This is a genomic window from Bacteroidota bacterium (assembly GCA_016194975.1).
In the GTDB taxonomy this organism is placed as follows: domain Bacteria; phylum Bacteroidota; class Bacteroidia; order Palsa-965; family Palsa-965.
Window position 1 is genome coordinate 154,810 of sequence record JACQAM010000022.1, and the last position, 22,016, is coordinate 176,825.

Below are 22,016 nucleotides of genomic sequence, written 5' to 3' on the forward strand. Positions count from 1 at the left end.
TGCCAATCATTAACTTTATACTGAAAAATTAATTCATGACACAAATAGTCGGCGGTCCCTTCTGGCTTTTATTCCTTCTGAAATTCATAGAAGTTTCGTTGCTCATCATGATGACGATCTTCTGGGTGCGTGCAATGGCGCGCGCAATAGAATCCTGTCATCCTGCTGCGCGCACTACGGAATCGTGGAGCGCGTGGCTGACACTCATTCCTCTTTTCGGATTGGTGTGGCAATTTGTTTCCGGAAAAAATGCGGGCGAATCATTGGCGAGAGAATATTATCGCCGCGGATGGAAAAGCGAAGAGGGAAGGCCCGGTTATGAATTGGGCGCGATCACAAGTTCCATTGTTGTTTTTGTTTTTCTATTGCGCAGTTTCGATTATTTCAGCGATATGCTCGACATTCATCCCGGATTTTATTTCATCGGTACGGTCGTCATCGGGTTCTGCATGTACCGGCACATGGATCGTCTGAATGCGTATCGCGAACGCATCGACAAGGAAGCAATGATAATTCCTGATCTTGCATTTACGCAATACCAGCAGGCGCTTCGTTCGGTGAATGTGGAAAAGCAAACGTGGAATCCTATTCAGCAAACTTATTCTACGCAACCCGTTGCACCCGCACAGAATATTTACCCTGCTTACCAGCAGCCCACTTTTTTTCAGCAGGAACAACAAAATAATTTTCCGCCATCTCCTCTTTTCACACCGGCGCCTGCGAAGGAAGATGATCATTCGAAGTGGATGCCGAAAAAAGAAAATGAAAAAAATCCCAACGGGGATCAGCCATGATAGTTTACGGATTTTCGCCGGAAGAAATTGCGATGCTGCTCGTAGGAATGAGTATCGCATTCTGCATTCTCGCTTTTTTTCTCTGGACGTTGCAGAATGCCATCCAGGTTATAGCGCCTGCGAACCGGAAAATTTCCCCAAACCAGGTTTGGTTGACATTCGTTCCTTTTTTCGGATTCATCTGGATCTTTATCATGGTGATGCGTGTTGCAGATTCGTTCGGTGAAGAGATCAGGAAAAGAAATCTTTTTGTTTTTGAAGAACGTCCCGGATTGGGAATAGGTTTGGCCTGGTGTTTTTTCGAATTTCTTTTTTTCATTCTGCAATTCGCCCACGAACCACTCATCACGGCCGGCAGCGCAATTCCGGCGCTCATCTGTTTTGTGATCTATTGGTTGCGCATCATGAAATATAAAAAACTGATCACGGATGATTCGAAAAAAAATATTTCACCGCCGATTGCAATTCAACAAAATATTTCGCAAACTGCTTATGGAATTTACGGCCCGCAGAATTTCGATGAGTATCACCAGTTCATGGTCAAAGAAAATATTCAATCTTCTACCGATCATTCGAAATGGATTCCGCCGAATCTGAAGCAGAATAAAACCGAAGAGATCGTGAAGAAGGCAGAAAAGAATTCAGATGATCTTTCGAAATGGATGCCCAAACAAAATAAATAAAATGCAATTGCTTCCCGATTATCTCGATCTCACACTCTTCAGGATACTCTGGACAATTTGTTTTTTGTCGTGGCTCATCATCACGCCCCTCTGGCTGATGGCAATGTATCGTTCGCTTGAAACCATAGATCCTGTTGTAAGAAAAATGCCGCCGGCGAATGTGTGGCTTACCATGATCCCGCTTTTCGGTTTTGTGTGGCAATTCATTGTGGCGAACGCGGTGACGGAAGGATTGAAAGAAGAATTCACAAGAAGAGGAGTCATCATCCGCGATTCAAAACCGGGAAATGCATCAGGACTCTCTGCTAATATTTTATTCTGCTGTACACTTATTCCGCTGTTCGGAATTCTTATTGGCGTGGCGAGTTTCATTCCGCGCATCATTCATTTGTTCAGAATTAAAAATTACACTGCACAATTGCAGCACGTGATCGATGTGCAGAATAATTACAATGCAAACGATCAGAACAATTTTGATTGGGAACAATACCGCGAGAATGCAATGGATGCTGTAGCGATGATAAAGAATGAAGACCCGGACAGATTCAAACCGAAACCGGAAGAACCGCAATCGCCGGAAGAAGATATGGACCGGTGGCGGAAAAAATGATTACTGATTTTCAGGTTACAAATTACAAATGAAGAGTTCAGGGCTTAAATTATTAGTACAATTGCCAATGATTTCAACCTGAAATCTGGTCATCTGTCATCACTCCACCCCAATATGTATCAGCGCATCACCCGCATTCACGACCGGCTGATTATTCACTCCCACAACGAATCCATTTTGTGTAGCATGTAATTCGTGCTCTACTTCGCCATACGGATCGCAGATCATTCCGAGCAGTTCACCTTTCCTCACGGCTACTCCGTATTTTTTTGTCGTGTGAAATAAGCCGGAACTTTTTGCACGCAGCCACGTTGTTTTTTTCAGGAACACCGTTTTTTTCTGAGGAACATTTGCTTTGATCATTTTGTAATGATTCAGCACGCGCACACAACCATCCATTCCTTCCTTCACCGAATCATAATCGAAACGATGTGATTCTCCTCCTTCAAAAACAAGAATTTGTTTTCCGAGTTTCGATGCAGCAAGGCGCAATGTATTTTCACGGAACGGCGCATTCAGCACCATCAATGGCGCAAATATTTTTCCGAGTTCCAGATTTTTTTTGTCGTCAAATACACAACGTATCTGCGGATAGTTTGAAATTTTTGCACCACCTGTATGAAAATCAAAACCAAAATCAATTTGCGGAATGATGGATTGCATCAGGTCGTGCGCAATGCGGCTGCCGAGCGAACCGCTCTTAGATCCCGGAAAACAGCGATTGAGATCGCGCCCGTCAGGGAGATCGCGCGTGCCCGCAATGAAAGAAATAATATTGATCACAGGAATAGCGACGATGCAACCACGTTTCGGTTTCTGCACATCTTTCCGTTTGATGAGTTGACGCACTACTTCAATTCCGTTTATTTCATCACCGTGCATTCCCGCAAGAAATAAAACTGTAGGGCCGGGTTCTTTTCCATTGAAAACAAAAACAGGAATTTCAATGAGCGTGTGTGTCGGAAGTTTGTAAATGTTCAGCACCACCTGCGCGTGCTCGCCCGCGGAGATCGTTTGTCCTTGTATTGTGAAGGGTTTTCCCATTGTACATTACACTTGTGCATGAAATTCATTCCGCTCGATGTACTCAATTATTTTTCCGGCAATATCTTCTCCCGTTGCTCCTTCAATTCCTTCGAGTCCGGGAGAAGAATTCACTTCCATCACCAATGGCCCGCGCGCGCCCTGCAACATATCCACGCCCGCGATCGCGAGTCCTAATTTTTTGACGGCTTTTATCGCTGTAGCTTTTTCTTCGGGCGAAAGCTGCAGGAGTGAGGCCGTTCCTCCGCGATGAAGATTGGAACGGAAATCGCCTTCGGCTCCTTGCCTGCGCATCGCTCCTACAATTTGTCCGTCCACGATGAATGCGCGTATGTCGGCGCCTTTTGCTTCTTTGATGAATTCCTGCACGAGAATATTTACTTCCACATCAAGAAAAGCTTCGATCACCGATTTTGCTGAGTTGTGCGTCTCCGCAAGAATTACACCGATGCCTTGTGTTCCTTCGAGTAATTTTATTACCACCGGTGCTCCGCCTACCAATGAAATAACGGAGTCAATATCTTTTGGCGATGATGCGAATGCAGTTTTCGGCATTCCCACTCCTGCCCTTGCGAGTAATTGTAAACTTCTCAATTTATCGCGCGAACGCACGAGCGCCTGCGATTCCACCGTGGAGAAAACATGCATCTGCTCAAATTGACGAACAACTGCCGCTCCGTAAAAAGTGACGCTTGCCCCGATGCGCGGAATTATTGCATCGATGCCGGTGAGTTCTTTTCCCTGGTAATAAACATGCGGACGGCTCGATTCAATGACAAGCACACATTTCTGGTGATCGATGACCAGCATTTCGTGCCCGCGTTTTTTTCCGGCTTCTACAAGCCGCGCAGTGGAATAAAGTGATCCGCTTCTGGATAAAATGGCAATTTTCATGGTGGCGCTAACTACGAATGAACGCGAATTTACGAAATAGGGGAACGAAGTGCGAATCCCGAACTTGTTCGGGACGAAAATGCGAAGTGCGAATTTACGGATTACGAATGATCACGAATCTTCTGAGAATAAATGAATATCTGACACATCAACAAGAAATCTTTTTTTCAGAAGCCGTCTCCCTATAAGGACCGGGTATTTCATATTCTTGCGATCGGTGAGTGAAACAATACTGCGGATCGTTTTTTTTCCGATGCGTATGCGTGTGCGGATGATGTAACGCATTTCTTCTTCGCCGAATGAACTGCGGATGAGTTTCTGTTCGAATTTTTCAAAACGATGCTCCGTGTTTTTGTATTCGGGATGCGATTCATCGAGCAATCGAAAAAAAAGAATTCCATTCTCGACGCGCACGTGATGGCAATGCAGCGCAGTCGTATTCGCGCCGGTGTCGATCTTCGCAACAAGCCGGAATAATCCGAGATCGGGAAAGTCGATGAATTCCCTGCGGCCGATGAGTTTTTTTTCTTTGAGTTTTTCTGCCATTAATAAATTACCGAATAAATAAAGAGTAATTCAAGGAAAAAATTAATGAATAATAATAATCCTGTCTCTCTGAATAATCGTTTCGTTTGTCCGGATCATGTAAAGTTAATGCTGAATAATGATTTTGGATTCATAGATTATTTTTTCTTCTGAAATAATTTGAATAAAATATATTCCATCACTCCACTGTGAGGTTTCAATTTCTTCATTATTATTTTCAATCATCTTTTTTTCAATCAACTGTCCCGTTTCAGAATAAATTTCAATTCGTCTGTTTTCATTAAACTGAAAATCATTTGGGAAAAAGATGTGAAAATTATTCGATGCCGGGTTTGGGTAAACAGAAAAATGAAATGGTGAAGAAATAATATTTTGAATTCCCAAAGGAACATTACCAAGACTATCCGTTTTGACTAGATAAACATCGTAACCGGATACGGCGTATTGATCGGTTTCGCCTACGAGAATAAAACCCTGATCGTTGGTTGTATTTAAATAGAATCCATATTGATTTCCAGAAACGCCATATGTTTGGGACCACAATGAATCTCCTAGATCATTTGTTCTAATTAATAATGTATGCCCTTCAAAAGTAAAAGGATCTTGTGTATTTCCGAATAAAACGTAACCACCACTTGTGCATCGCTGGATTGTACACAATGAATTTCCTCTATTATCACCGTAAGTTTTCTGCCATTGAAAATTGCCATTTTTATCAAGTTTGTACAGGTAACAGTCGTTCATTATAGTATCGCCATAACTACTGGTAACTCCCACAACAAAAATGCTGCTATCCGGATTTTCGATTAGACTCATTCCATAATCTGATCGACTTCCTCCTGTTCGCTTTGTCCATACGGAGTCGCCAACGCTATTGGTTTTAATAACATAGCAATCGAAATTCCCAAACGTGGCGGTGTCTTCATAAAACCCACTGATTAAAAATCCCCCATCGGTTGATTGAACTATGCTTCGTCCCTCATCAGCCCCCCCCCCACCGTAAGCTTTCAGCCATTGAACATTTCCGACACTATCACATTTTACAATTAATGCATCATAACTTCCAGAACCAATAGCGGAAGTATGACCTGTAATAACGCAACCACTATCAGCAGTTAATGAGAAGCCATAAGGAAGGTTCGCACCAACACCTGCAGTTATAGTTTTTGTCCAGATGGTATCGCCAAGTGAAGTTGTTTTCAATAACCAGATCTTACTGTTGGTCGTTGAAATAAGATCCTTGATTGCGACAATAAGAAAATCTCCATTTGGCAGTTCTGCAGCAGCCACTCCGCCGTCCGGATTTGTCCCCCCATATTTTTTCACCCATTGCACATTTCCAGCCGAATCTACTTTCATGAGCAGCACATCCATATCGGCAGGAGAAGAGTTCGCTCCGCCTGTTACGAGGTAACCACCATCGGAAGTTTGAATGACGTGGTTGCCGTAGTTCGCGCCAAGCGTATCATAGTAGCGCTCCCATTCAATTGGCGCCTGCGCAAGAATGCGCGCACACAAGGCAAGGAATGAGAAAATAAAGGCAAGAGTTTTTTTCTTAAACACAGAAATGAATATTATTGCAAGTGAAATTTACAAAAACAAAATGAAAAGGACAAAAATGGGAGCAATAAAAAAAGTCCGGCAACAAAGCCGGACCCTTACACAAGTTTACCTTTTTATTTTTTACTTCCAACAGGAGAAATATCCAGTTGCCCGATGGCCATTAACTGGCGCATGGTTTTGTCCATTCCCTCTGTAGATCCGTCAAGGAAAATTACATTGCCTTCACCGTGTTCCGCAAAATTTTTCACGGCTTCTGTCCACATGCTGAAAAGAATAAGTGACGCATCAAGATTTGCATCCGTCATCATCTTGGCAGCTTGCGACATTCCTTTTGCAACTTCTTCGCGGAATAATGCAACACCTTGTCCGCGCAACTGTGCTGCATCTTTTTCTGCCTGTGCCTGAATTTTAATTGAATTACCTTCTGCTTCGGCAGCTTTTGTTTTTGTGATCAGCAACGCCTGTCCTTCATTTTCTGCAGCCGCTTTCGAATTATTAGCTGCAACTACTTTTGCCATTGAACGCATTACCTCTTCATCAAAAGTAATGTCATTTAATTGCAGATCGATGAGGTGATAGCCCCATCCTTCGAGTGTCTGGTCGAGTTGTTCTTTTACCGCTTCCACTATATCGCGGCGAAGTGAAAGAACTTCCGATTGTTTTTTTGTTGCAACAAAAGCGCGGACAGATCCTTCAATGGAACGCACGAGCGCCTGCATGAGATTCTGATCGTTCACGAATTTAAATGCAACATTCTGAATTGTTTTTTCATCCTGGTTCACCACGGCGTAAAGCAACATCGCGGTGAAATTCACATTCGCCTGGTCGATGGTCACGGCCTGGAATCCGAGTTCGGCCGAACGGTTCTGAATGGAAATGCGTTTATAAATACGCTCGATGAAAGGAATTTTGAAATTCAATCCGGGCCGCAGCACGCGATTGTATTTTCCGAATACTGTGGTCACACCAACAGTTCCCTGGTTGATGGAGACAAATGAAAGAATGATAACGAGGAATAAAAATATTCCGAGCAGGATGTAGGGTAGTGCGTCTGGCATGGTTTATAGGTTTTATTTGGGAGAGGAAAGGTAGGAAAGGGGAACGAATTACCAATCGCCCGAATCTACTTATTACGGAACTTACGAAATGAATTTCCCAAACAAGAACAATTACCAATGAAAAAGACTTACATTTAATGGATACCCCATGAGGTACTTCCTCCTTTTTCTGACTGTTTTATTTCTTTTTCCCAGTCACTGCCGCGCGCAGGATACTGCTATGAGTTATTTCCTGAAATTGATCGGGCCGACCGAATATAACAGTCTCGGCGATGTTTCTTTTCCTAATGATTCGCTGGAACTGTCTTTTTTCGGAGAGTATAATGACACACTTGTTTTGACCGAACTGAAATATCCACTGGTGCTTGGCGATGGATCTTCATTACTGTATCACGATTCTATTTTCTCAAATGGAAAAATAAAAACTGCTGTATGGGAATTCCGATTCCGGCTCGCGGTCGACGGGCCTCATTATGTCGGGATAAGAATAAGAAAAAAGAATTCCGGAGACTGGATGATGATCAAATGTTTTTGTGCCCAACCGATAGCTGAGTTCGGAACGAAAGAATCGCCATGGTTGCAGGAATTCGAAAGCGGAAGAACAATTATTCTGAATGAAATAAGTTTTTCGTCTCCGGGAATGCCGATCTCAATGAGGAAAGCAATTGCTATTGCGAAGAAAGAAGGATATTATAAAATGCATTTTGCCTGGCGAGTGGAGGACATCAGGTACAGCGCTGAGTTTCGGACTTGGAATATTACTTCTGATAAAGTACGTGAAACTTTCATGGGACCCTGCCGTCACACGAATGGTTGCACCATCTCACATTATTGCAGCATACGAATCAGTGCGGAGACAGGAAAAGTTCTTGATAAATCTCATGGGCACGGGAAAACCAAAAATTATGAATAACGATATTCGTATTCAAGCTTCTACTTCGGATCAGGCCACTTATTAATATCGTTCGCATATTTCGCGTCGTCACTCTTGATGCCTTTCTTCCCCGTGTCACGAATAGCCCAGCCAATCTCCGGTTGCAGCGCTCCTGTTGCTCGGTCAATTTTCATTCCCATGAAGCCTGCAATGAACTGCATCTGGTAAGTGGTATCAACTCCGTTGTCGTCATAGAGCCAATAAAAATCGGCAGAGGCAAATCCTTTCGGGAAAATTTTAGGATCTTCTACCGGGTCCATCAAATTATTTCTCCTGGTAAATTTTCCCTGTCCATCCTGCTGGTAAGGAAAAAATTTAAGCATCCATCCGGAGATGAGATCGATCTGGTACGTGACAGCGCCTCCACCGCAACCACCCGAACTTTTCAGGCGATATTCTATGTTGTATATTTTCGACCAGAAATCTTTATCTACTTCTCCTCTCGATGCATCTACAAATTCATTGAGAATAGGAGCAATTGAATCGGTCCACCATTTAAAATCATATTTTCCGAGAGAAAGTGTTTTTGTGCGCAGCTTTTCCCAGTCGGCAGTTGTTCCTTCGAGGGTAATTTTGGGAATACCGCAACCAATGGAAGTGTAAACTGCATAAACAAAATAACTGCTCATAGCATCCATCAGTGTAATTTCACAAGCGGCTTTTGCCGTGGGGGTTGTTGTAGAAAAATCAGCAAGCGTATTATTCAGAAGTTCCTGCCCTGTATTTTCGCCGATCTGTTTTGTGAATTGAGGAAAAATAGAATCCCATTGATTGTCGGGGTTTCCTTTGCGCAGATCATCATCTTCCACTTTCAGAACTTTTTTCCCGTCGAAATCCACGAAGTAATGGCGAAGACTTTCTGAATTCTGATCTACGTGAATTGCAAATTCCTGTGTGATGAGCAGCCAAATCATATCGGGAGAAAGTGTGAGAGGCCGATGATCATAATACGCTTCGCGCACGGTTGCGACGAATGGATTGTAGTTATAATAAACAAGCGAATCCACGCCTTTGTTCCATGCTTCCACTCCGGGACCGCACATTTTATCCACTACATTTTTATAACAGATGTTTGAAACCTGCAGCGGTTTTTGCTGCAGATCACATACATCGAAAGTGACGGATTTTTTTGCCGTCGTTTGTGCGAAAGAAAAACTGCCGAGGAAAAGGGCGGTGAAGAGAAGATGTTTTTTCAAGTGCGTGCGTTTTGGGTTATGAATGAAGACGCAAAATGGAGGGCGTTTCCATAAGCACTGCAAAAATCATTCCCGTGTTTACCTTTACAACTATGCGCAAAGCAGATTACATCATCGTCGGGCAGGGAATTTGTGGAAGTGTGCTTGCATTGATACTCATGAAGCGCGGGAGAAGCGTGGTGGTCATTGACCAGCCGGAACTTTCTTCCAGTTCAAAAATTGCAGCGGGAGTTTTCAATCCTTTCAATTTCCGGCAGATGATGAATAACTGGCGCGCGCACGAGATGCATGCTGCTGTGAAAGAAATTTATTCTTATGCAGAAAATAGTTCGGGGAAGAAAATTCTTACTGAAAGAAGATTGCTGAAAATATTTACCAGCGCCGATGAACGGAAATTGTGGGAACGCGCCTGCATTGAAAAACAAAATCTTTTTGCGGATGAAAATATCATTGACGAAAAAATTTCAGAAAAAATAAATGCCCCGTTCGGGATAGGGCTTGTGCAGGGTGCAGGAAATGTCGATTGCGGGATGCTGCTGTACGTGGTGAATGAAAAACTGAAAACTGAAAATAATCTGCTGGAAGAAAAGTTTGAAGAAGAGAAAGTGATGTTCGGAAATGATGATGTTGTTTACGACAACAGGATAGCGGCAAAAAAAATCATTTTATGCAACGGGCATTTTATTTCGCAAAGCAAATGGTTCCGCGGAATTCCATTCAAACAATCGAAAGGACAACTGCTGCACGTGCATATTCCCGGGTTTTCAACCGACGATATTTTCAGCCGCGGATGTTCACTCCTTCCATTGGGGAATGAACTTTTTATTCTCGGATCTACATTTGATAATGATGCGGTGAATGAAACGTCAACTGAAAACGCGATCGAAGAATTGATCAGCAAAGCAAAAAAATTCATCAGCGCAGAAATAAAAGTGGTGAGCCGGTATGCAGGAATTCGCCCCGCTATGCAGGATCGCCGGCCTGTCATTGGCATTCATACGGAAATTTCTCAACTGGGAATTCTCAATGGAATGGGAAGCAAAGCGGTTTTTCTTGCGCCGTGGCTGAGTGAACAATTGGTTTTGCAAATGGAAGAAGGAAAAGAATTGCCGGTGGAGGTGAGCGTGGGGAGATTTTTGTGAGGAAGAAAATCACGCCAATCAATGATCAGAAAGAGGGGCTCAGTTTTCGTCTTCTAAATATAAGTTACCCAATTTTATTTTTTCCTTTACCAACTTAGTGGTGGGACGCACCTGCGCAGGGGGACTTTTTTCGTCAAGTAATCCAATAATAATTAATGCGGGTACAGGAGCAAAAAAAGCAAAAAGACTCCAGAATCTGGAATTTCTTTTTTGTCGTTTCGCAATGTTTGATACCCATTTACAGTTAACCAGCAGGAGCACAAATAAAACCACCCAGGTAAACCAATTTATACTTTCAAGATCATACTCACTTTGGGGCAAACGCGCCATGACGGCGACAAAAATTATCATAAATCCAACTACCGTTGGAAGTTCATTCTTATTGCTTTTCATCTCTTAGGGGATTGGTCAGTTACTTTGTAAATTTTTTATTCTCATTCCACCACAAACTTTTCTCTCGCCACAATTTCTCCCGTATCATTTTTCAAAGCAAGAAAATAAATTCCACCCGCAAGTTCAGAAACAGAAATAATTTTTGTCCTTCCGGCAAAATGATCGGAAGAAATAAATTTTCCATCTGCTGAATAAATTTCTGCTGTTCCAGAAAAGTATTTTTCTCCCAATGAAATATTCAAAATATCAGCAGCCGGATCCGGAAAAACAGAAACAGCTATCAGTTGTGAAATAATATTTGCTGAAGTAGTAATGCCCGTGTAAAACACTACTGTTGTTCCTCCGTTATTCGGAATGCCAATGGAATCTCCGGCTGCATTTATGCCAATGTCCGCCGGGCTGTTGAGCCCGCTCATCACCACGGTCGGTGAAGTGAAAGTTGGCGTGAACCGATTGAGAGAATTATTTCCCCACGATGTAACGTACCAGTAACCGGCCATATCTTTTGTTACGCCATCACAATTACTCAGCGTAGTAGTCGTGAGCGTTGAAATGGTAGAATCAGCAAGCGACATTGCCTGTATGGGCGCATTCGTTCCCCACGTTACAAATACGCAGCGGTTATTCGCACCGTCGTAATAAATTCCATTGGGAGTTTTCGTAGTGCTGGCCATGATGTTGTAGGAATTCGCTGCGGGATTTATCCTGTAAATTTTTTTTGCAGTGAAATCTGTTGCGAATAAATAATTGCTTCCGTCAGTGGTCAAGCCGTTCAGGAAAGTTGCGCCGCAATTGATATTGAAAGTATTCGCTCCATTCGAGAGCGCATATCCGCGCAGGTAAGCGCCATCGCACACGTACGCGGTGCTGCCCATGATCTCGATCCCGTGCGGGCCCGTTGTGAGCGCGGGAGAAGAATAGAACGGAAGCGTAGTTGCGCTCGCAGGATAATCGGAAACGATGGTTCCTAAATTATTATTTCCTACGATCCAGCGATGATAAACTGCATCGGGCTCCACACTCTCCGGCCCGCTGAAAGTTTGTGAATGAAGAGCAAGCGAAAAAAGAAATGCAGAAGAGAGGAGCAGTTTTTTCATGGTGGAATGTTTTATCAATGGTAGCTAAAAAACAGCTGCATGCGCAGGGAAACATTCCTGAAAATTCCCGCGAATACAAAGAATATCGCCGACAACCGAACTATCAGTTCGTCATCACTTTTTTCGAAGTATAACGGATCGAATAAACAATTCCCATTTTAAAATTCAATTGTCCGCTTGCATAATGGTAATTTCCATTCTGCGGAAAATTCGTGAGATACCCTACGCGCGCTTCAATTCCTACTTTTGGCGACGCAAAATAATTCAGCCCGATCCCTTCTTCAGTCGACCACGGGAGCCGTCGTGTGTAAACAGTTCCGGAATTCCATCTTGTCCATCCCGTTCCGCCATTGAGAAAAACGTAGGGCTTCCATCGTCCGTTGAAAAAATAATAACGCGTTTCCGGGAAAAGACGGATGGAGCAACTGCGGTTGAGCATTTCGCGATCGGAGTACCAGGACGAAAAAGAATTCACACCAGCGCCAACGGAAAAATTTTTAAAAAGAAAATACTGGTAAGAAGCTGTAAGTGAAATATTGATGTTCGTTCCGAACCGCGAATGAGAACCGTTTCCGTAACCGAGTCCGCTGATGAGCTGATCTTTTTTCTGTGTCTGCGAGTAAATTTGTGTTGCAGCAAATAGTATTGTGAAAATGAAAAGATATTTTTTCATGAGCAATGTTTAGGAAAAGACGGAGGGGGAGAAAAAAGGTTGTGTGAAAAAAAGCAAAATCAAGCCCCTCTTTTTTCAATAACCAATAACCAATAACCAATAACCAATAATTTTTATTTCACTTCATCTATCGAATTCTCATGCAGCACCACCTTCGTGAAATGTTTATCATCGCCGTGTGAGAGCGTTCCTTTTATGGTGACTTTTTTATTCAGCAATCCGCCTATCGTTTTCATATCTCCTTCCACCTGCAACCGATCAATATTATTTTCCGTTGGAGAATCACCGCCACTTACATCAAGTTTAGAAGAAGGCCAGATGATGACGTACGTTATTTTCGCATCACTCTTCGGATCGCCGTCTTTTACTTTTCCGAAACCGGTTGTTTGTTCCATCAATCCTTCGACCGTTACTTCCTCGGGCGCATAATGAACGCCGATGTTTCTCGCTTTGTTGAGATCAGAAATGTCATCGCTCTCCGCAACAATTTTCCAAACGCCGTTCTGTTTTGCAAAAATGAGTGACGCCGGGTAATCTGCGGTTTTCCCTCCGGCAGTCACACGCTTGGTGATGCGCACGCGCCAGTTTCCGTCGGGCTGTTGCTCTTCAGAAATATATTCGGTGATCCGCTGCCGGTAATCGTTGTTCTGGGAAAAATAATTCGATTGTCTCTCCACCACAACGGCGCCTGAAATTTTATCGCCGTAATAAAGAACTGAATCAGCGTAAAAAGACCGCATGATGGAAGCATTCTTCATGTTGAGTGAAGCGGTCCAGCTTTCCGTGAGCGAGCGCCAGTCGGAAGCGGTGTCGGATCTGATCGTATCATTTTTTACAATGCCGGGATTTTGATTACCGGAATTATTTTCCGTGCAAGCTGCAAAAAATACCGGGACCAGGAAGAATAATCTGCGCATAAATAGTTTTTCCGAACGAAAGATACGAAACGAATTTGAGAATTATTTTCTCCACTTGCAGATATGCCCGATCATCATGGCTCTCACTTTTTCTTTCAGGGCAGGAATATCCTCTTCCTTCAAGCCCTTTGTTTCAATTGGCGGATCCCACACGGCATGAATTCTTCCCGGCGAAAGTTCCACGGCGTGATTGGGAGATAATTTGTCATCGGTATTGAGGACGGTAAGTATAGCGAGCGGAGTTTGTGTGGCAATAGCAAGGCGGAATGCTCCATCGCGGAATTCAAGAAGAGGAGGATCTTTTTTCCGGTTGCGCGTTCCTTCCGGACAAAGAAAAACAGAAACACCTTCATTGAGTGAACGGCGCATGATCTCGATGCTCTTGTTCCGGTCGGCGCGCTCGGTGCGATTCACGGTTACATAAAGTGATTTCACCACGTAACCGAAAATTGGAATTTTAATGAGTTCTGCTTTCGCAAGAAAACGAAAAGTATTTCCACACGATGAAATGTAAACGGGGATGTCAAGTTGCGACTGGTGATTGGCAATGAAAACGTAAGTTTTTTTTGGATCGATAAAATTTTTATTGCGCACCGTCAATGGTAAAAAAAGAAAAATGCGAAGCGAGGTCGCCCACATACGCGCAATGCGATGAGCGATCATTGTTCTTTTTTTTCCGTGGAAAACAGTGAGCGCAAAAATGGCAAATGGTGCAGCAAGAAGAAGCAGGATGACGAACCAGAGCAGTGCGTAAATTCCGAAAAGCGTTTTCAGTATGCGGAGTAAAAACAAGCGGGGTACAGATTACGAATGTTTACGAATATACGGATCGCTGATCCCTGTTTGACAAATTGCCTGGTGTGAAGAAAAAATCCGCGATCTGTATATCCGTAATCCGTAACCGGTCATTCACTGAAAACCAATCCCTGCCTGTTTTTACCAATGTGATTTTCGTAGAGCAGGTGAATGAGGCCGTCCACCATTCCGATTTGCGGAACATAGAGTTTATTGATCTGCGCATTCTTCATCACGGAGAGAAAAATTTTTCCCGCAGGCACGATCACATCGGCACGATCATCATTGAGCCCGAGCACTTCGATGCGTTCTTTGAGAGAGAAGGAAGAAATGAATTCGTGCAGTTCTTTCAGTTTATTGTAAGTGAGCGGGCGATTCTGTTTTTTGCGCGACATCTTGAAAATTTTGTTGATGTTTCCGCCCGAACCGATGGCCATGAGCGGATGATGATCTTTTGTTTTTTCCTTCACCCATTCTTTGAATTCGGCCCACGTTTCTTTCGCAACAAGATCGTTGAGGAAACGAATAGTGCCCACGTTGAACGAGCGCGATGCGATCACTTTATTGCCGGAAAAAAGTGTGAGCTCTGTACTTCCACCGCCCACATCGATGTAGAGATAGGAATTATTCTGATCGAGTTTTTCTGCAACATGATTGGAATAAATGATTTGCGCTTCGGTTTTTCCGTCAATGATCTCGATGGCGATTCCTGATTCGTGCAGCACCTGTGCCACCACATCCACGCCATTCGATGCATCGCGCATGGCAGAAGTTGCGCAGGCTTTGTATTCGTCTATCTCGTAAAAATTCAGGAGCTGCCGGAAAACTTTCATCGCAATGATGAGTTTTTCGAGTTTCTCTTTGGAGATTTTTTTCTGGAGGAAGGCATCTTCGCCTAAACGCAGCGGAATGCGAACGAGATCGGCTTTTTTGAAAATAGCGCCGCCGGAAGATTCATACACGTTTCCGAGAAGAAGGCGTACCGCGTTTGATCCTATGTCGATTGCTCCGAACTTCAACTTTCTTTTTTGTTATTTCCCGCCTGATCGCTTTTGCTTTCCGCTCGAGAAAATTCCGGATCTCATCCTGTGAGATGACTGCTTTTGTGTTTTTCCTGTTCCGATAAGCATTTTCTTCTTTTCCGCCGATGATGCGCGCTTTCATGTTATCGCGGAGCTGAAGACTGATAATGTGCCTCAGTTCAAGCTGACTTTCCCTGTCGTAGATTGGCGCTGCAACTTCCGAGCGATAATCGAGATTCCGCGTCATCCAGTCGGCCGAAGATATGAAATACTTTTCTTCGCCTCCGTTGCAAAATATAAACACGCGGCTGTGTTCGAGAAATCTTCCGACGATGCTGAGCGCTTCAATATTCTCGCTGAAATTTTTCACACCGGGAACCAGCGAACAGGTACCGCGTACAATGAGTTTGATGCGCACACCTGCACGACTCGCTTCGTAAAGTTTCAGGATCATTTCCCGGTCTACAAGATTATTCAGTTTTAAAATGAGCCATGCCGGCCGGCCGCGTTTTGCATTTTCAATTTCTTTTTCAATGAGTGAAATAAATTTTTTCCGCATCGTGAACGGCGCAACACAAAGATGTTTGTAGGATCCGTGTTTGAGATTATCATGATAAAACAAAAAAGCTTCCCGCACTTCCTGCGTAATCCGTTTGTCGGCAGTGAGCAGCGATTTATCAGTATAGATCTTTGCCGTATTCTCATTCATATTTCCGGAACCGACGTGCGCATAGTCCACCAGTTTTCCTTCTTCCTGTCTTGAAATGAGAAAAAGTTTCGAATGCACTTTAATATTCGGCACACCGAAAATGACACGCGCTCCTTCTTCCTGCAAACGATTCGCCCAGAAAATATTATTCTCCTCGTCAAATCGCGCCTGCAGTTCCATCACCACGACTACTTCTTTACCATTCTTCACTGCATTGATAAGCGCATTCACCACGTTCGAATTTTTCGAAACGCGATAAAGTGTGATCTGTATTTTTTTCACGCGAGGATCAATGGAAGCTTCCCGCAATATATCGATGATGTGATGGAAGGAATGAAAAGGGTAATGCAACAAAACATCTTTCTGGCGGATCACATGAAAAACACTTTCTCCTTTTGTGAAACGCGGATGATCGATCGGCGTTACCTCCGGCCACACCAGTTCCTTATGACCGAGATCTGGAAATGAAATAAAATCCTTGAAATTATGATAGCGCGATCCGGGAACGATATTATCTCCCTTGAGAACTTTCAGTTTTTTGCGGAGAAAATGCAACAGGTCATGCGCCATCGCTTTGTCGTAGAGAAAACGTACGGGCGCTCCTTTTTTTCTTTTCTTGAGACTTCCTGAAATTTTCTCAATGAAACTTTTAGAAATATCATTGTCAATATCCAGTTCCGCATCGCGCGTGAGCTTGATCGTGTAGGCACTCACGCGCAGGTATTCGTGCGAAGGGAAAATTTCATCGAGACAATAACGGATCACATCATCGAGTAGAATGATGTAATGATGTGCGCCCCGTTGCGGAAGAACCACGAAACGTGAAAGTGTATCCGTTGGAATTTCCACAAGCGCATAACGCGTTTTTTTCTTTTCGCGCCGCTCTAATTTTACTGCATGATAAATAGACTGGTCTTTCAGGTACGGAAACGATGGCGCGCTGTCGAGCATGATCGGGAAGAGCATGGCCATTACACGATCATGAAAAAATCCGCGTATCCATTCGCCCTGTTCTTTCGTGATCTCTTTTTCGTCAATGATGTGAATGCGGTGCCGCTCCAGTTCACCGAGGATCTCGCGGTAAATCCGTTCGAAGCGCAGTGAAGACCCTACACCGCGGCGCTGCACTTGCTCGAGAATAAAATCGGGATCACCGCCTAGCGACTCCACCACTTTTTTCCCGATGCGCGAAAGGCGCTTGAGCGTGGCCACGCGCACACGGAAAAATTCATCGCGGTTGTTTGAATAAATTCCAAGGAAACGCAAACGCTCGAGCAACGGATTGGAACGGTCTTCCGCTTCCTGCAGTACACGGTCGTTGAACATCAGCCAGCTCACCTCGCGGTTGACAAGCGGTAATTTTTTTTTGAGATTTTTTATTTTCATATAAAATGCGGAATCCCCGGGAAGGGAAATTCAGAATTGCTGAGTGAAAATAGAAAGTTTCCGCGAGGTTATCTCACTCCTGACAAAGGATTCATTTCCCGTTGATTTTATTTTTCGGAAAATCAAAGAGGACGAGTTTTCCACGCGATCCCGAAATTTTTTTCCAGGCCGGTTCTTCGAATGAAATTCCGGCAATGCCACACGTGGGCAGATCTCCCAATTCTGTTCCGCCAAAAAAATTAGCGGTGGCTGTGATCACAGGGTTATGGCCGAAAAGCAGGATGCAGTGTTTTTCTTCCGGAAGACCGGCGATCACATTACAGTAAGCATTCACATCCGATTCATAAAGTTCTTTGGCAATGTGAATGCGTGAAGGATCATGATCGAGATGCCGGGAAAAAATAAGTGCAGTAGTGAGCGCCCGCACAGCAGGACTCGACACAATGAAAGATTCACGAATGGAATTTTTAAGGCGTTTCGCCATTTCATGCGCATCGGAATAACCGCGATAACTGAGATGACGGTCAATATCATCAAGCCCTTCAGTATTCCAGGAAGACTTTGCGTGACGGATGAGGTAGAGTGTTTTCAAATTACGAAATTGGCGAATTCACGAATTACGAATGGGGGAACGAAGTGCGAATAGGTGCGAAAATGCGAAGTGCGAATATACTGATTACGAATACGGGAACGAAGTGCGAATAGGTGCGAAAGTGCGAAGTGCGAATATACTAATTACGAATACGGGAACGAAGTGCGAATAGGTGCGAAAGTGCGAAGTGCGAATTTGCTAATTACGAATGCGGGAACGGAATGCGGAAAGTGCGGATATGCTGATTACGAAAATGTGAATTAGAAAAGTGCTAACCCTAATGACCAATGACCTCATCAGTGCGCCGATTTCATCAGCCATTGTTCCGGATCCATTTTTCCAACGCCGCTTTTCCACACTTCAAAATGCAATACCGTTTGATTTTCATCCGGGTCTTCAGAAACTTTTCCGATCGCTTGTTTTGTTTTCACTTTATCGCCCTGTTTTACATTCACCGATTCTAATTTTGCATAAACAGTTAAATATTCTCCGTGACGAACGATCACCAGCCATCCCGATCCGGCGATGTTGGTGACGCCGGTAACTTCTCCGTCGAAAACCGCACGCGCATCGGCATCAGTTGTAGTTGCAATATCGATCCCGTTGTTATTCACCATCACGCCCTGCAGAACAGGATGCTCATGTTTTCCGAAATGAGAAATGATGGATCCCTGCTGCACCGGCCAGGGAAGTGCGCCCTGGTTTCCGGCGAAACTATTGCCGAGACTTTCTGCTTCGGGTGTGAGCACCAATTTCGGTGGAGCATCTTTTGAAGCGGGGACATCATTATTTTTCGATTTGGAATTATTTCCTGAAGAAGATTTTGCTGCACTTGCCGCAGCGCGCGCTGCCTCATCAGCGATCATTTTCTGAATGGCAGCGTCGATATCTGATTTCTCTTTTTTCTTTTTATCAAGATCTTCTTTCAATTGCGATTCTTTCGATTGAAGGTCGCGGAAAGTTTTATCCTTATCATCTTTTTCTGCGGCGAGTGCATGATGTTCTGTTTCCTGCGAATCGAGCAGCGCTTCTTTTTCTGCAAGTTGCTCTTCGAGATCACGTTTATTTTCATTGAGCGCAAGCAATGTATCCCCGATTTCCTGCGCATGTATTTTCCGGTCTTCGCCCACCTGCTGCATGTAGCGCATACGCAGGTACGCCTGGTTGAAATCGGATGAAGAAAAAATAAACATCATGCGTTCGTACGGATTCCGGTTGCGGTAAGCGAAAACGATCATGTTTGCATAATCGCGTTTCAGCTGCGCAACTTCCGTGTCGAGCCGTTCGATTGAACTATTGTCGTCAGTGATCTCTCTGGAAATATCATTCACTTCCGAACCGATCTCATTTATGAGTGCTTCTCTTGCGGAGATCTTCTGGTTGAGCGCCACAAGCTGGCTCAGCGAAAGTGTTTTCGAGCGCCGCGTTTGTTTCAGCAGTTTATCAGTGAGATCGATATCGGCCTGCAAACTCGCTTTCTTTTTCTGCAGGGAATTCTTATCGAGTTTTTCCGCTTTCGGTTTTGTTTTTGTTTTTTTCTTCTGCGCATACACGAATGATGCACCAGTCACCACGAGAGCAGCGACAAGAAAAATACAGGCAGGGAGTTTAATGATTCTCCGGAGGGCCTTGCTTGAGTATGATCGGTTTGCAGTCATCGGGAAAAGAGAATGGGAATTCGAGTGGTTGATTCAGTGTAATACGTTTGAAAACAACATCAAGTTGCGCTGAAGCTGATTCACTGCGTCCGAAAAAAATCTCGTGATGCGGGAAAGACAAAGTATCTTCTTTTGAAAACTCGCTGTAATCGGCTGTAAAAGTTCTGTTCTTTGCATCGACGAACAGTATCCGCATGATTTTAAACGTAGAAGGGTCGAGTGATATTGTCTGGAAAGGATCGTCCGGCGGTTTTTGTGCTTCGAGCGCTTTTTTCAGTTTTCGCTTGCGGATCGTGCTCAGCACATAATTACAGCTTTGTTCATTCACCGACGATTTCAGTTTTTCATCTTCTTCGTAAAATGAAGCGCTGTTGCCAATGAGCAACGACTGCATCATATCGAAATCCACATCGATCTGCAGCATGGAACTGAGAATGGCAAAATCGCCGGCGAAACATTTCTGCTGCGGAAGAAACTGCATGAACTTCACGGAATCGCGCGTTATGTATGCGCGCGCAACAGAAATTCCGATGACAGGATCGGTAACATTCATCCAGATCGCGCTGTCTTTTTTCATTCGCAGCATGACATTGAAACTTGTAGTGGAACTGTCGTCCGATGCTTCACAATTTAATTTTGCACTCATCCACACAAAATCGAATTCTTTACTGCGCATGGAAGCGATGAGCGATTTTGGTGCGCGGCGATCCATGTGACAATTATCGACCGTCGTTTGCGATGTTGTATCCGGTGTAACCTGCGTAGTATTTTTTTTCTTTCGTTTGCACGAAGAAGTAGTGCATAGGACCAGTGCCAGCAGAAAAGTAAGTGAGAGGGGCAGAATATTTTTCATGTACAATTTATTCTTTGTCTTCCATTTTTCCGGTTCGGATCTTCCGTTCCAGCGCTTCTCCTTTGCCGCCGCCGTCTTTTGCTTTTTTCCAGAAGGTCATTGCAGCATCGGCGTTATCGAGCCGGTATTGCGTATCGCCCATGCGTTCATTGAGCAGAACATCACCGGGAGCCATATCCAGTCCCGACTGAAGATAGCTCGCTGCTTTTTTAAATTCTTTTTTCGCGTAGAAAATACTTCCGAGAAAATAATAAGGATCGGGCTGGAGCGGAAAAATTTCCAGCGCTTTATTACAATATTTCTGTGCAGAATCATAAGCGCTTTCAGAAAAATAAATTTCCATAGTTCTTTTCCAGGGCAGGTATTCGGTTTCTCCAAGTACAATGGCCTTCGAATAATTTTTCACAGCCTTATCCAATTGCCCTTCGTTGTAGAAATAATCTCCGCTGATGTAAAATGATCCGGGATCGTCGGGGTAAATTTTCCTGAGAATGGCGCAGAGTGAATCGGCCTGCTTTTTTTTCTCGCCGGTAATGTGTGTGGAATCGGAAATGGGATAATTTTTTGCCAGGAATTTTATTTTTTCATTTTCACCTTCGGGATAAAATTGAAAAGCATTCATTGCCAGTTCAAATCCTCTCGGGCGATCACTAAGTGCATCAGAGTGCATTTCGAGTTCTGCTATTTTCAATTGTGGACGGATATCATTGGGATAATTCTTTTGCCAATCCACAAGATCAAATTCATAATCCAGATGATTTTTTTCCTTGAAATCCACAATGCGGGCGTAGTTTTCTTTCGTCGGAAAATATTTCACCAAAGTTTCCAGCGTGCTTTTTTCAGCTTCTTTGTTACCTGTGATCTCAAACAGCGCGATCTTTTCATTCGCCAGCGTATCTGAAATTCCCTCTATGGATTGGATCTTATTATAAGTTTTCAAAGCATCATCATATTTGCCGGCGCGTTTCTGTTCATCCGCCAAACGGAAAAGCAGGTCGGTATTCATTGGATCTTTGTCCGAAAGATCTTTGAAAATTTTTATGGATTCGTCGTGGCGCCCGTTCGCTTCAAGCAATTCTCCATAGCGGAAATCGTACCATTTATTCTGGGGATCATTGTCCACCGCATTTTTTGCATACTGCACCGCATCAGAAAAATTTCCCTGCTGCTGCATGATTCCCGCGATCTCATAATCTGCAGCGCCGCATTTCGGATCCATTTTGAGCACGGTCTGGAAACTCACGAGCGCTTGCGCAGGATTGCCGATCGATTTCTGGATGAGTCCCGCTGTGAAAGTTTCTTCGAGAAGCGATTGCTTCACCGTGATGGGATCGTGGCGTTGCGCTGTTGGATTCGAGAAACCTGCTTCATCATTCTTTTTCTTTTTCGGCCCATGCCCCATCACATTGCATGATGCAAGCACGATCAAAAAGAAAATGTAAATGAAAAAACGCATG

22 protein-coding genes are annotated in these 22,016 nt (G+C 43.9%); 5 read left to right on the forward strand and 17 right to left on the reverse strand.

Annotated elements, in window-relative coordinates:
- Positions 1–35 precede the first annotated feature (35 nt).
- The 3 genes from HY064_13895 to HY064_13905 are packed head-to-tail and all read left to right on the forward strand — an operon-like array spanning position 36 to position 2,087.
- The gene (locus HY064_13895; protein MBI3511748.1) at positions 36–794 is read left to right on the forward strand and encodes a hypothetical protein; all 759 of its coding nucleotides are present in this window, start codon (positions 36–38) and stop codon (positions 792–794) included.
- Entirely contained in the window at positions 791–1,477 is a 687-nt protein-coding gene (locus tag HY064_13900; GenBank protein MBI3511749.1) for a hypothetical protein, read from the forward strand. The genes HY064_13895 and HY064_13900 overlap by 4 nt, the downstream gene beginning before the upstream one ends.
- A 1-nt stretch (position 1,478) precedes the next feature.
- A complete protein-coding gene (locus HY064_13905; protein MBI3511750.1) occupies positions 1,479–2,087 on the forward strand; it encodes a hypothetical protein in 609 nt (202 codons plus the stop codon).
- A gap of 99 nt (positions 2,088–2,186) precedes the next feature.
- Here the strand turns inward: HY064_13905 and HY064_13910 are convergent, their stop codons facing one another.
- From HY064_13910 to HY064_13930, 5 genes are all read right to left on the reverse strand, one after another.
- Complete coding sequence (locus HY064_13910) at positions 2,187–3,131, reverse strand: succinylglutamate desuccinylase/aspartoacylase family protein (GenBank protein ID MBI3511751.1); 945 nt, start codon at positions 3,129–3,131, stop codon at positions 2,187–2,189.
- 6 nt (positions 3,132–3,137) lie between these two features.
- Positions 3,138–4,025 carry a 30S ribosomal protein S6--L-glutamate ligase gene (rimK, locus tag HY064_13915; GenBank protein ID MBI3511752.1) on the reverse strand — a complete coding sequence of 296 codons (888 nt, stop codon included), beginning with the start codon at positions 4,023–4,025 and terminating at the stop codon, positions 3,138–3,140.
- Positions 4,026–4,136: 111 nt separating this feature from the next.
- Positions 4,137–4,571: an ATP-dependent zinc protease gene (locus HY064_13920; protein ID MBI3511753.1), complete on the reverse strand. Its 435-nt coding sequence runs from the start codon at positions 4,569–4,571 to the stop codon at positions 4,137–4,139.
- Positions 4,572–4,676: 105 nt separating this feature from the next.
- Entirely contained in the window at positions 4,677–6,134 is a 1,458-nt protein-coding gene (locus tag HY064_13925) for a T9SS type A sorting domain-containing protein (protein ID MBI3511754.1), read from the reverse strand.
- A gap of 113 nt (positions 6,135–6,247) precedes the next feature.
- Positions 6,248–7,192, reverse strand: a complete 945-nt coding sequence (locus HY064_13930; GenBank protein MBI3511755.1) for an SPFH domain-containing protein — start codon at positions 7,190–7,192, stop codon at positions 6,248–6,250.
- A gap of 148 nt (positions 7,193–7,340) precedes the next feature.
- Between HY064_13930 and HY064_13935 the strand changes: the two genes are divergently transcribed.
- Positions 7,341–8,105: a hypothetical protein gene (locus HY064_13935; GenBank protein MBI3511756.1), complete on the forward strand. Its 765-nt coding sequence runs from the start codon at positions 7,341–7,343 to the stop codon at positions 8,103–8,105.
- A 20-nt stretch (positions 8,106–8,125) separates the two neighbouring features.
- Here the strand turns inward: HY064_13935 and HY064_13940 are convergent, their stop codons facing one another.
- A complete protein-coding gene (locus HY064_13940) occupies positions 8,126–9,322 on the reverse strand; it encodes a DUF4419 domain-containing protein (GenBank protein ID MBI3511757.1) in 1,197 nt (398 codons plus the stop codon).
- Positions 9,323–9,396: 74 nt separating this feature from the next.
- Here HY064_13940 and HY064_13945 point away from each other — a divergent pair, with 74 nt between their 5' ends.
- The gene (locus HY064_13945; protein ID MBI3511758.1) at positions 9,397–10,464 is read left to right on the forward strand and encodes an FAD-dependent oxidoreductase; all 1,068 of its coding nucleotides are present in this window, start codon (positions 9,397–9,399) and stop codon (positions 10,462–10,464) included.
- Between the two features lie 39 nt (positions 10,465–10,503).
- Here the strand turns inward: HY064_13945 and HY064_13950 are convergent, their stop codons facing one another.
- The 11 genes from HY064_13950 to HY064_14000 all read right to left on the reverse strand — a co-directional run bounded on the left by HY064_13950 (position 10,504) and on the right by HY064_14000 (position 22,015).
- Positions 10,504–10,857, reverse strand: coding sequence for a hypothetical protein (locus HY064_13950; protein ID MBI3511759.1), 354 nt, complete (start codon positions 10,855–10,857; stop codon positions 10,504–10,506).
- A 41-nt stretch (positions 10,858–10,898) separates the two neighbouring features.
- Positions 10,899–11,954 carry a T9SS type A sorting domain-containing protein gene (locus tag HY064_13955; GenBank protein MBI3511760.1) on the reverse strand — a complete coding sequence of 352 codons (1,056 nt, stop codon included), beginning with the start codon at positions 11,952–11,954 and terminating at the stop codon, positions 10,899–10,901.
- A 103-nt stretch (positions 11,955–12,057) separates the two neighbouring features.
- Complete coding sequence (locus HY064_13960) at positions 12,058–12,627, reverse strand: hypothetical protein (GenBank protein MBI3511761.1); 570 nt, start codon at positions 12,625–12,627, stop codon at positions 12,058–12,060.
- A 113-nt stretch (positions 12,628–12,740) separates the two neighbouring features.
- The gene (locus HY064_13965; GenBank protein ID MBI3511762.1) at positions 12,741–13,544 is read right to left on the reverse strand and encodes a hypothetical protein; all 804 of its coding nucleotides are present in this window, start codon (positions 13,542–13,544) and stop codon (positions 12,741–12,743) included.
- Positions 13,545–13,586: 42 nt separating this feature from the next.
- Entirely contained in the window at positions 13,587–14,336 is a 750-nt protein-coding gene (locus HY064_13970; protein ID MBI3511763.1) for a 1-acyl-sn-glycerol-3-phosphate acyltransferase, read from the reverse strand.
- 113 nt (positions 14,337–14,449) lie between these two features.
- Positions 14,450–15,358 carry an exopolyphosphatase gene (locus HY064_13975; protein MBI3511764.1) on the reverse strand — a complete coding sequence of 303 codons (909 nt, stop codon included), beginning with the start codon at positions 15,356–15,358 and terminating at the stop codon, positions 14,450–14,452.
- Complete coding sequence (ppk1, locus tag HY064_13980; GenBank protein ID MBI3511765.1) at positions 15,294–17,456, reverse strand: polyphosphate kinase 1; 2,163 nt, start codon at positions 17,454–17,456, stop codon at positions 15,294–15,296. The genes HY064_13975 and ppk1 overlap by 65 nt, the downstream gene beginning before the upstream one ends.
- Before the next feature lie 91 nt (positions 17,457–17,547).
- Positions 17,548–18,048 carry a histidine phosphatase family protein gene (locus HY064_13985; protein MBI3511766.1) on the reverse strand — a complete coding sequence of 167 codons (501 nt, stop codon included), beginning with the start codon at positions 18,046–18,048 and terminating at the stop codon, positions 17,548–17,550.
- Between the two features lie 296 nt (positions 18,049–18,344).
- Positions 18,345–19,706 carry a peptidoglycan DD-metalloendopeptidase family protein gene (locus HY064_13990; protein MBI3511767.1) on the reverse strand — a complete coding sequence of 454 codons (1,362 nt, stop codon included), beginning with the start codon at positions 19,704–19,706 and terminating at the stop codon, positions 18,345–18,347.
- Positions 19,657–20,559, reverse strand: a complete 903-nt coding sequence (locus HY064_13995; GenBank protein ID MBI3511768.1) for a DUF4292 domain-containing protein — start codon at positions 20,557–20,559, stop codon at positions 19,657–19,659. Before HY064_13995 ends, HY064_13990 begins: the two co-directional genes overlap by 50 nt.
- Positions 20,560–20,566: 7 nt before the next feature.
- Positions 20,567–22,015, reverse strand: a complete 1,449-nt coding sequence (locus HY064_14000) for a tetratricopeptide repeat protein (protein ID MBI3511769.1) — start codon at positions 22,013–22,015, stop codon at positions 20,567–20,569.
- Position 22,016: the final 1 nt, after the last annotated feature.

Coding starts and splice junctions, on each gene's coding strand:
- HY064_13895 (MBI3511748.1), top strand. CDS start 36: ATGACACAAATAGTCGGCGGTCCCTTCTGGCTTTTATTCCTTCTGAAA.
- HY064_13900 (MBI3511749.1), top strand. CDS start 791: ATGATAGTTTACGGATTTTCGCCGGAAGAAATTGCGATGCTGCTCGTA.
- HY064_13905 (MBI3511750.1), top strand. CDS start 1,479: ATGCAATTGCTTCCCGATTATCTCGATCTCACACTCTTCAGGATACTC.
- HY064_13910 (MBI3511751.1), bottom strand. CDS start 3,131: ATGGGAAAACCCTTCACAATACAAGGACAAACGATCTCCGCGGGCGAG.
- rimK (MBI3511752.1), bottom strand. CDS start 4,025: ATGAAAATTGCCATTTTATCCAGAAGCGGATCACTTTATTCCACTGCG.
- HY064_13920 (MBI3511753.1), bottom strand. CDS start 4,571: ATGGCAGAAAAACTCAAAGAAAAAAAACTCATCGGCCGCAGGGAATTC.
- HY064_13930 (MBI3511755.1), bottom strand. CDS start 7,192: ATGCCAGACGCACTACCCTACATCCTGCTCGGAATATTTTTATTCCTC.
- HY064_13935 (MBI3511756.1), top strand. CDS start 7,341: ATGAGGTACTTCCTCCTTTTTCTGACTGTTTTATTTCTTTTTCCCAGT.
- HY064_13950 (MBI3511759.1), bottom strand. CDS start 10,857: ATGAAAAGCAATAAGAATGAACTTCCAACGGTAGTTGGATTTATGATA.
- HY064_13955 (MBI3511760.1), bottom strand. CDS start 11,954: ATGAAAAAACTGCTCCTCTCTTCTGCATTTCTTTTTTCGCTTGCTCTT.
- HY064_13960 (MBI3511761.1), bottom strand. CDS start 12,627: ATGAAAAAATATCTTTTCATTTTCACAATACTATTTGCTGCAACACAA.
- HY064_13965 (MBI3511762.1), bottom strand. CDS start 13,544: ATGCGCAGATTATTCTTCCTGGTCCCGGTATTTTTTGCAGCTTGCACG.
- ppk1 (MBI3511765.1), bottom strand. CDS start 17,456: ATGAAAATAAAAAATCTCAAAAAAAAATTACCGCTTGTCAACCGCGAG.
- HY064_13990 (MBI3511767.1), bottom strand. CDS start 19,706: ATGACTGCAAACCGATCATACTCAAGCAAGGCCCTCCGGAGAATCATT.
- HY064_13995 (MBI3511768.1), bottom strand. CDS start 20,559: ATGAAAAATATTCTGCCCCTCTCACTTACTTTTCTGCTGGCACTGGTC.
- HY064_14000 (MBI3511769.1), bottom strand. CDS start 22,015: ATGCGTTTTTTCATTTACATTTTCTTTTTGATCGTGCTTGCATCATGC.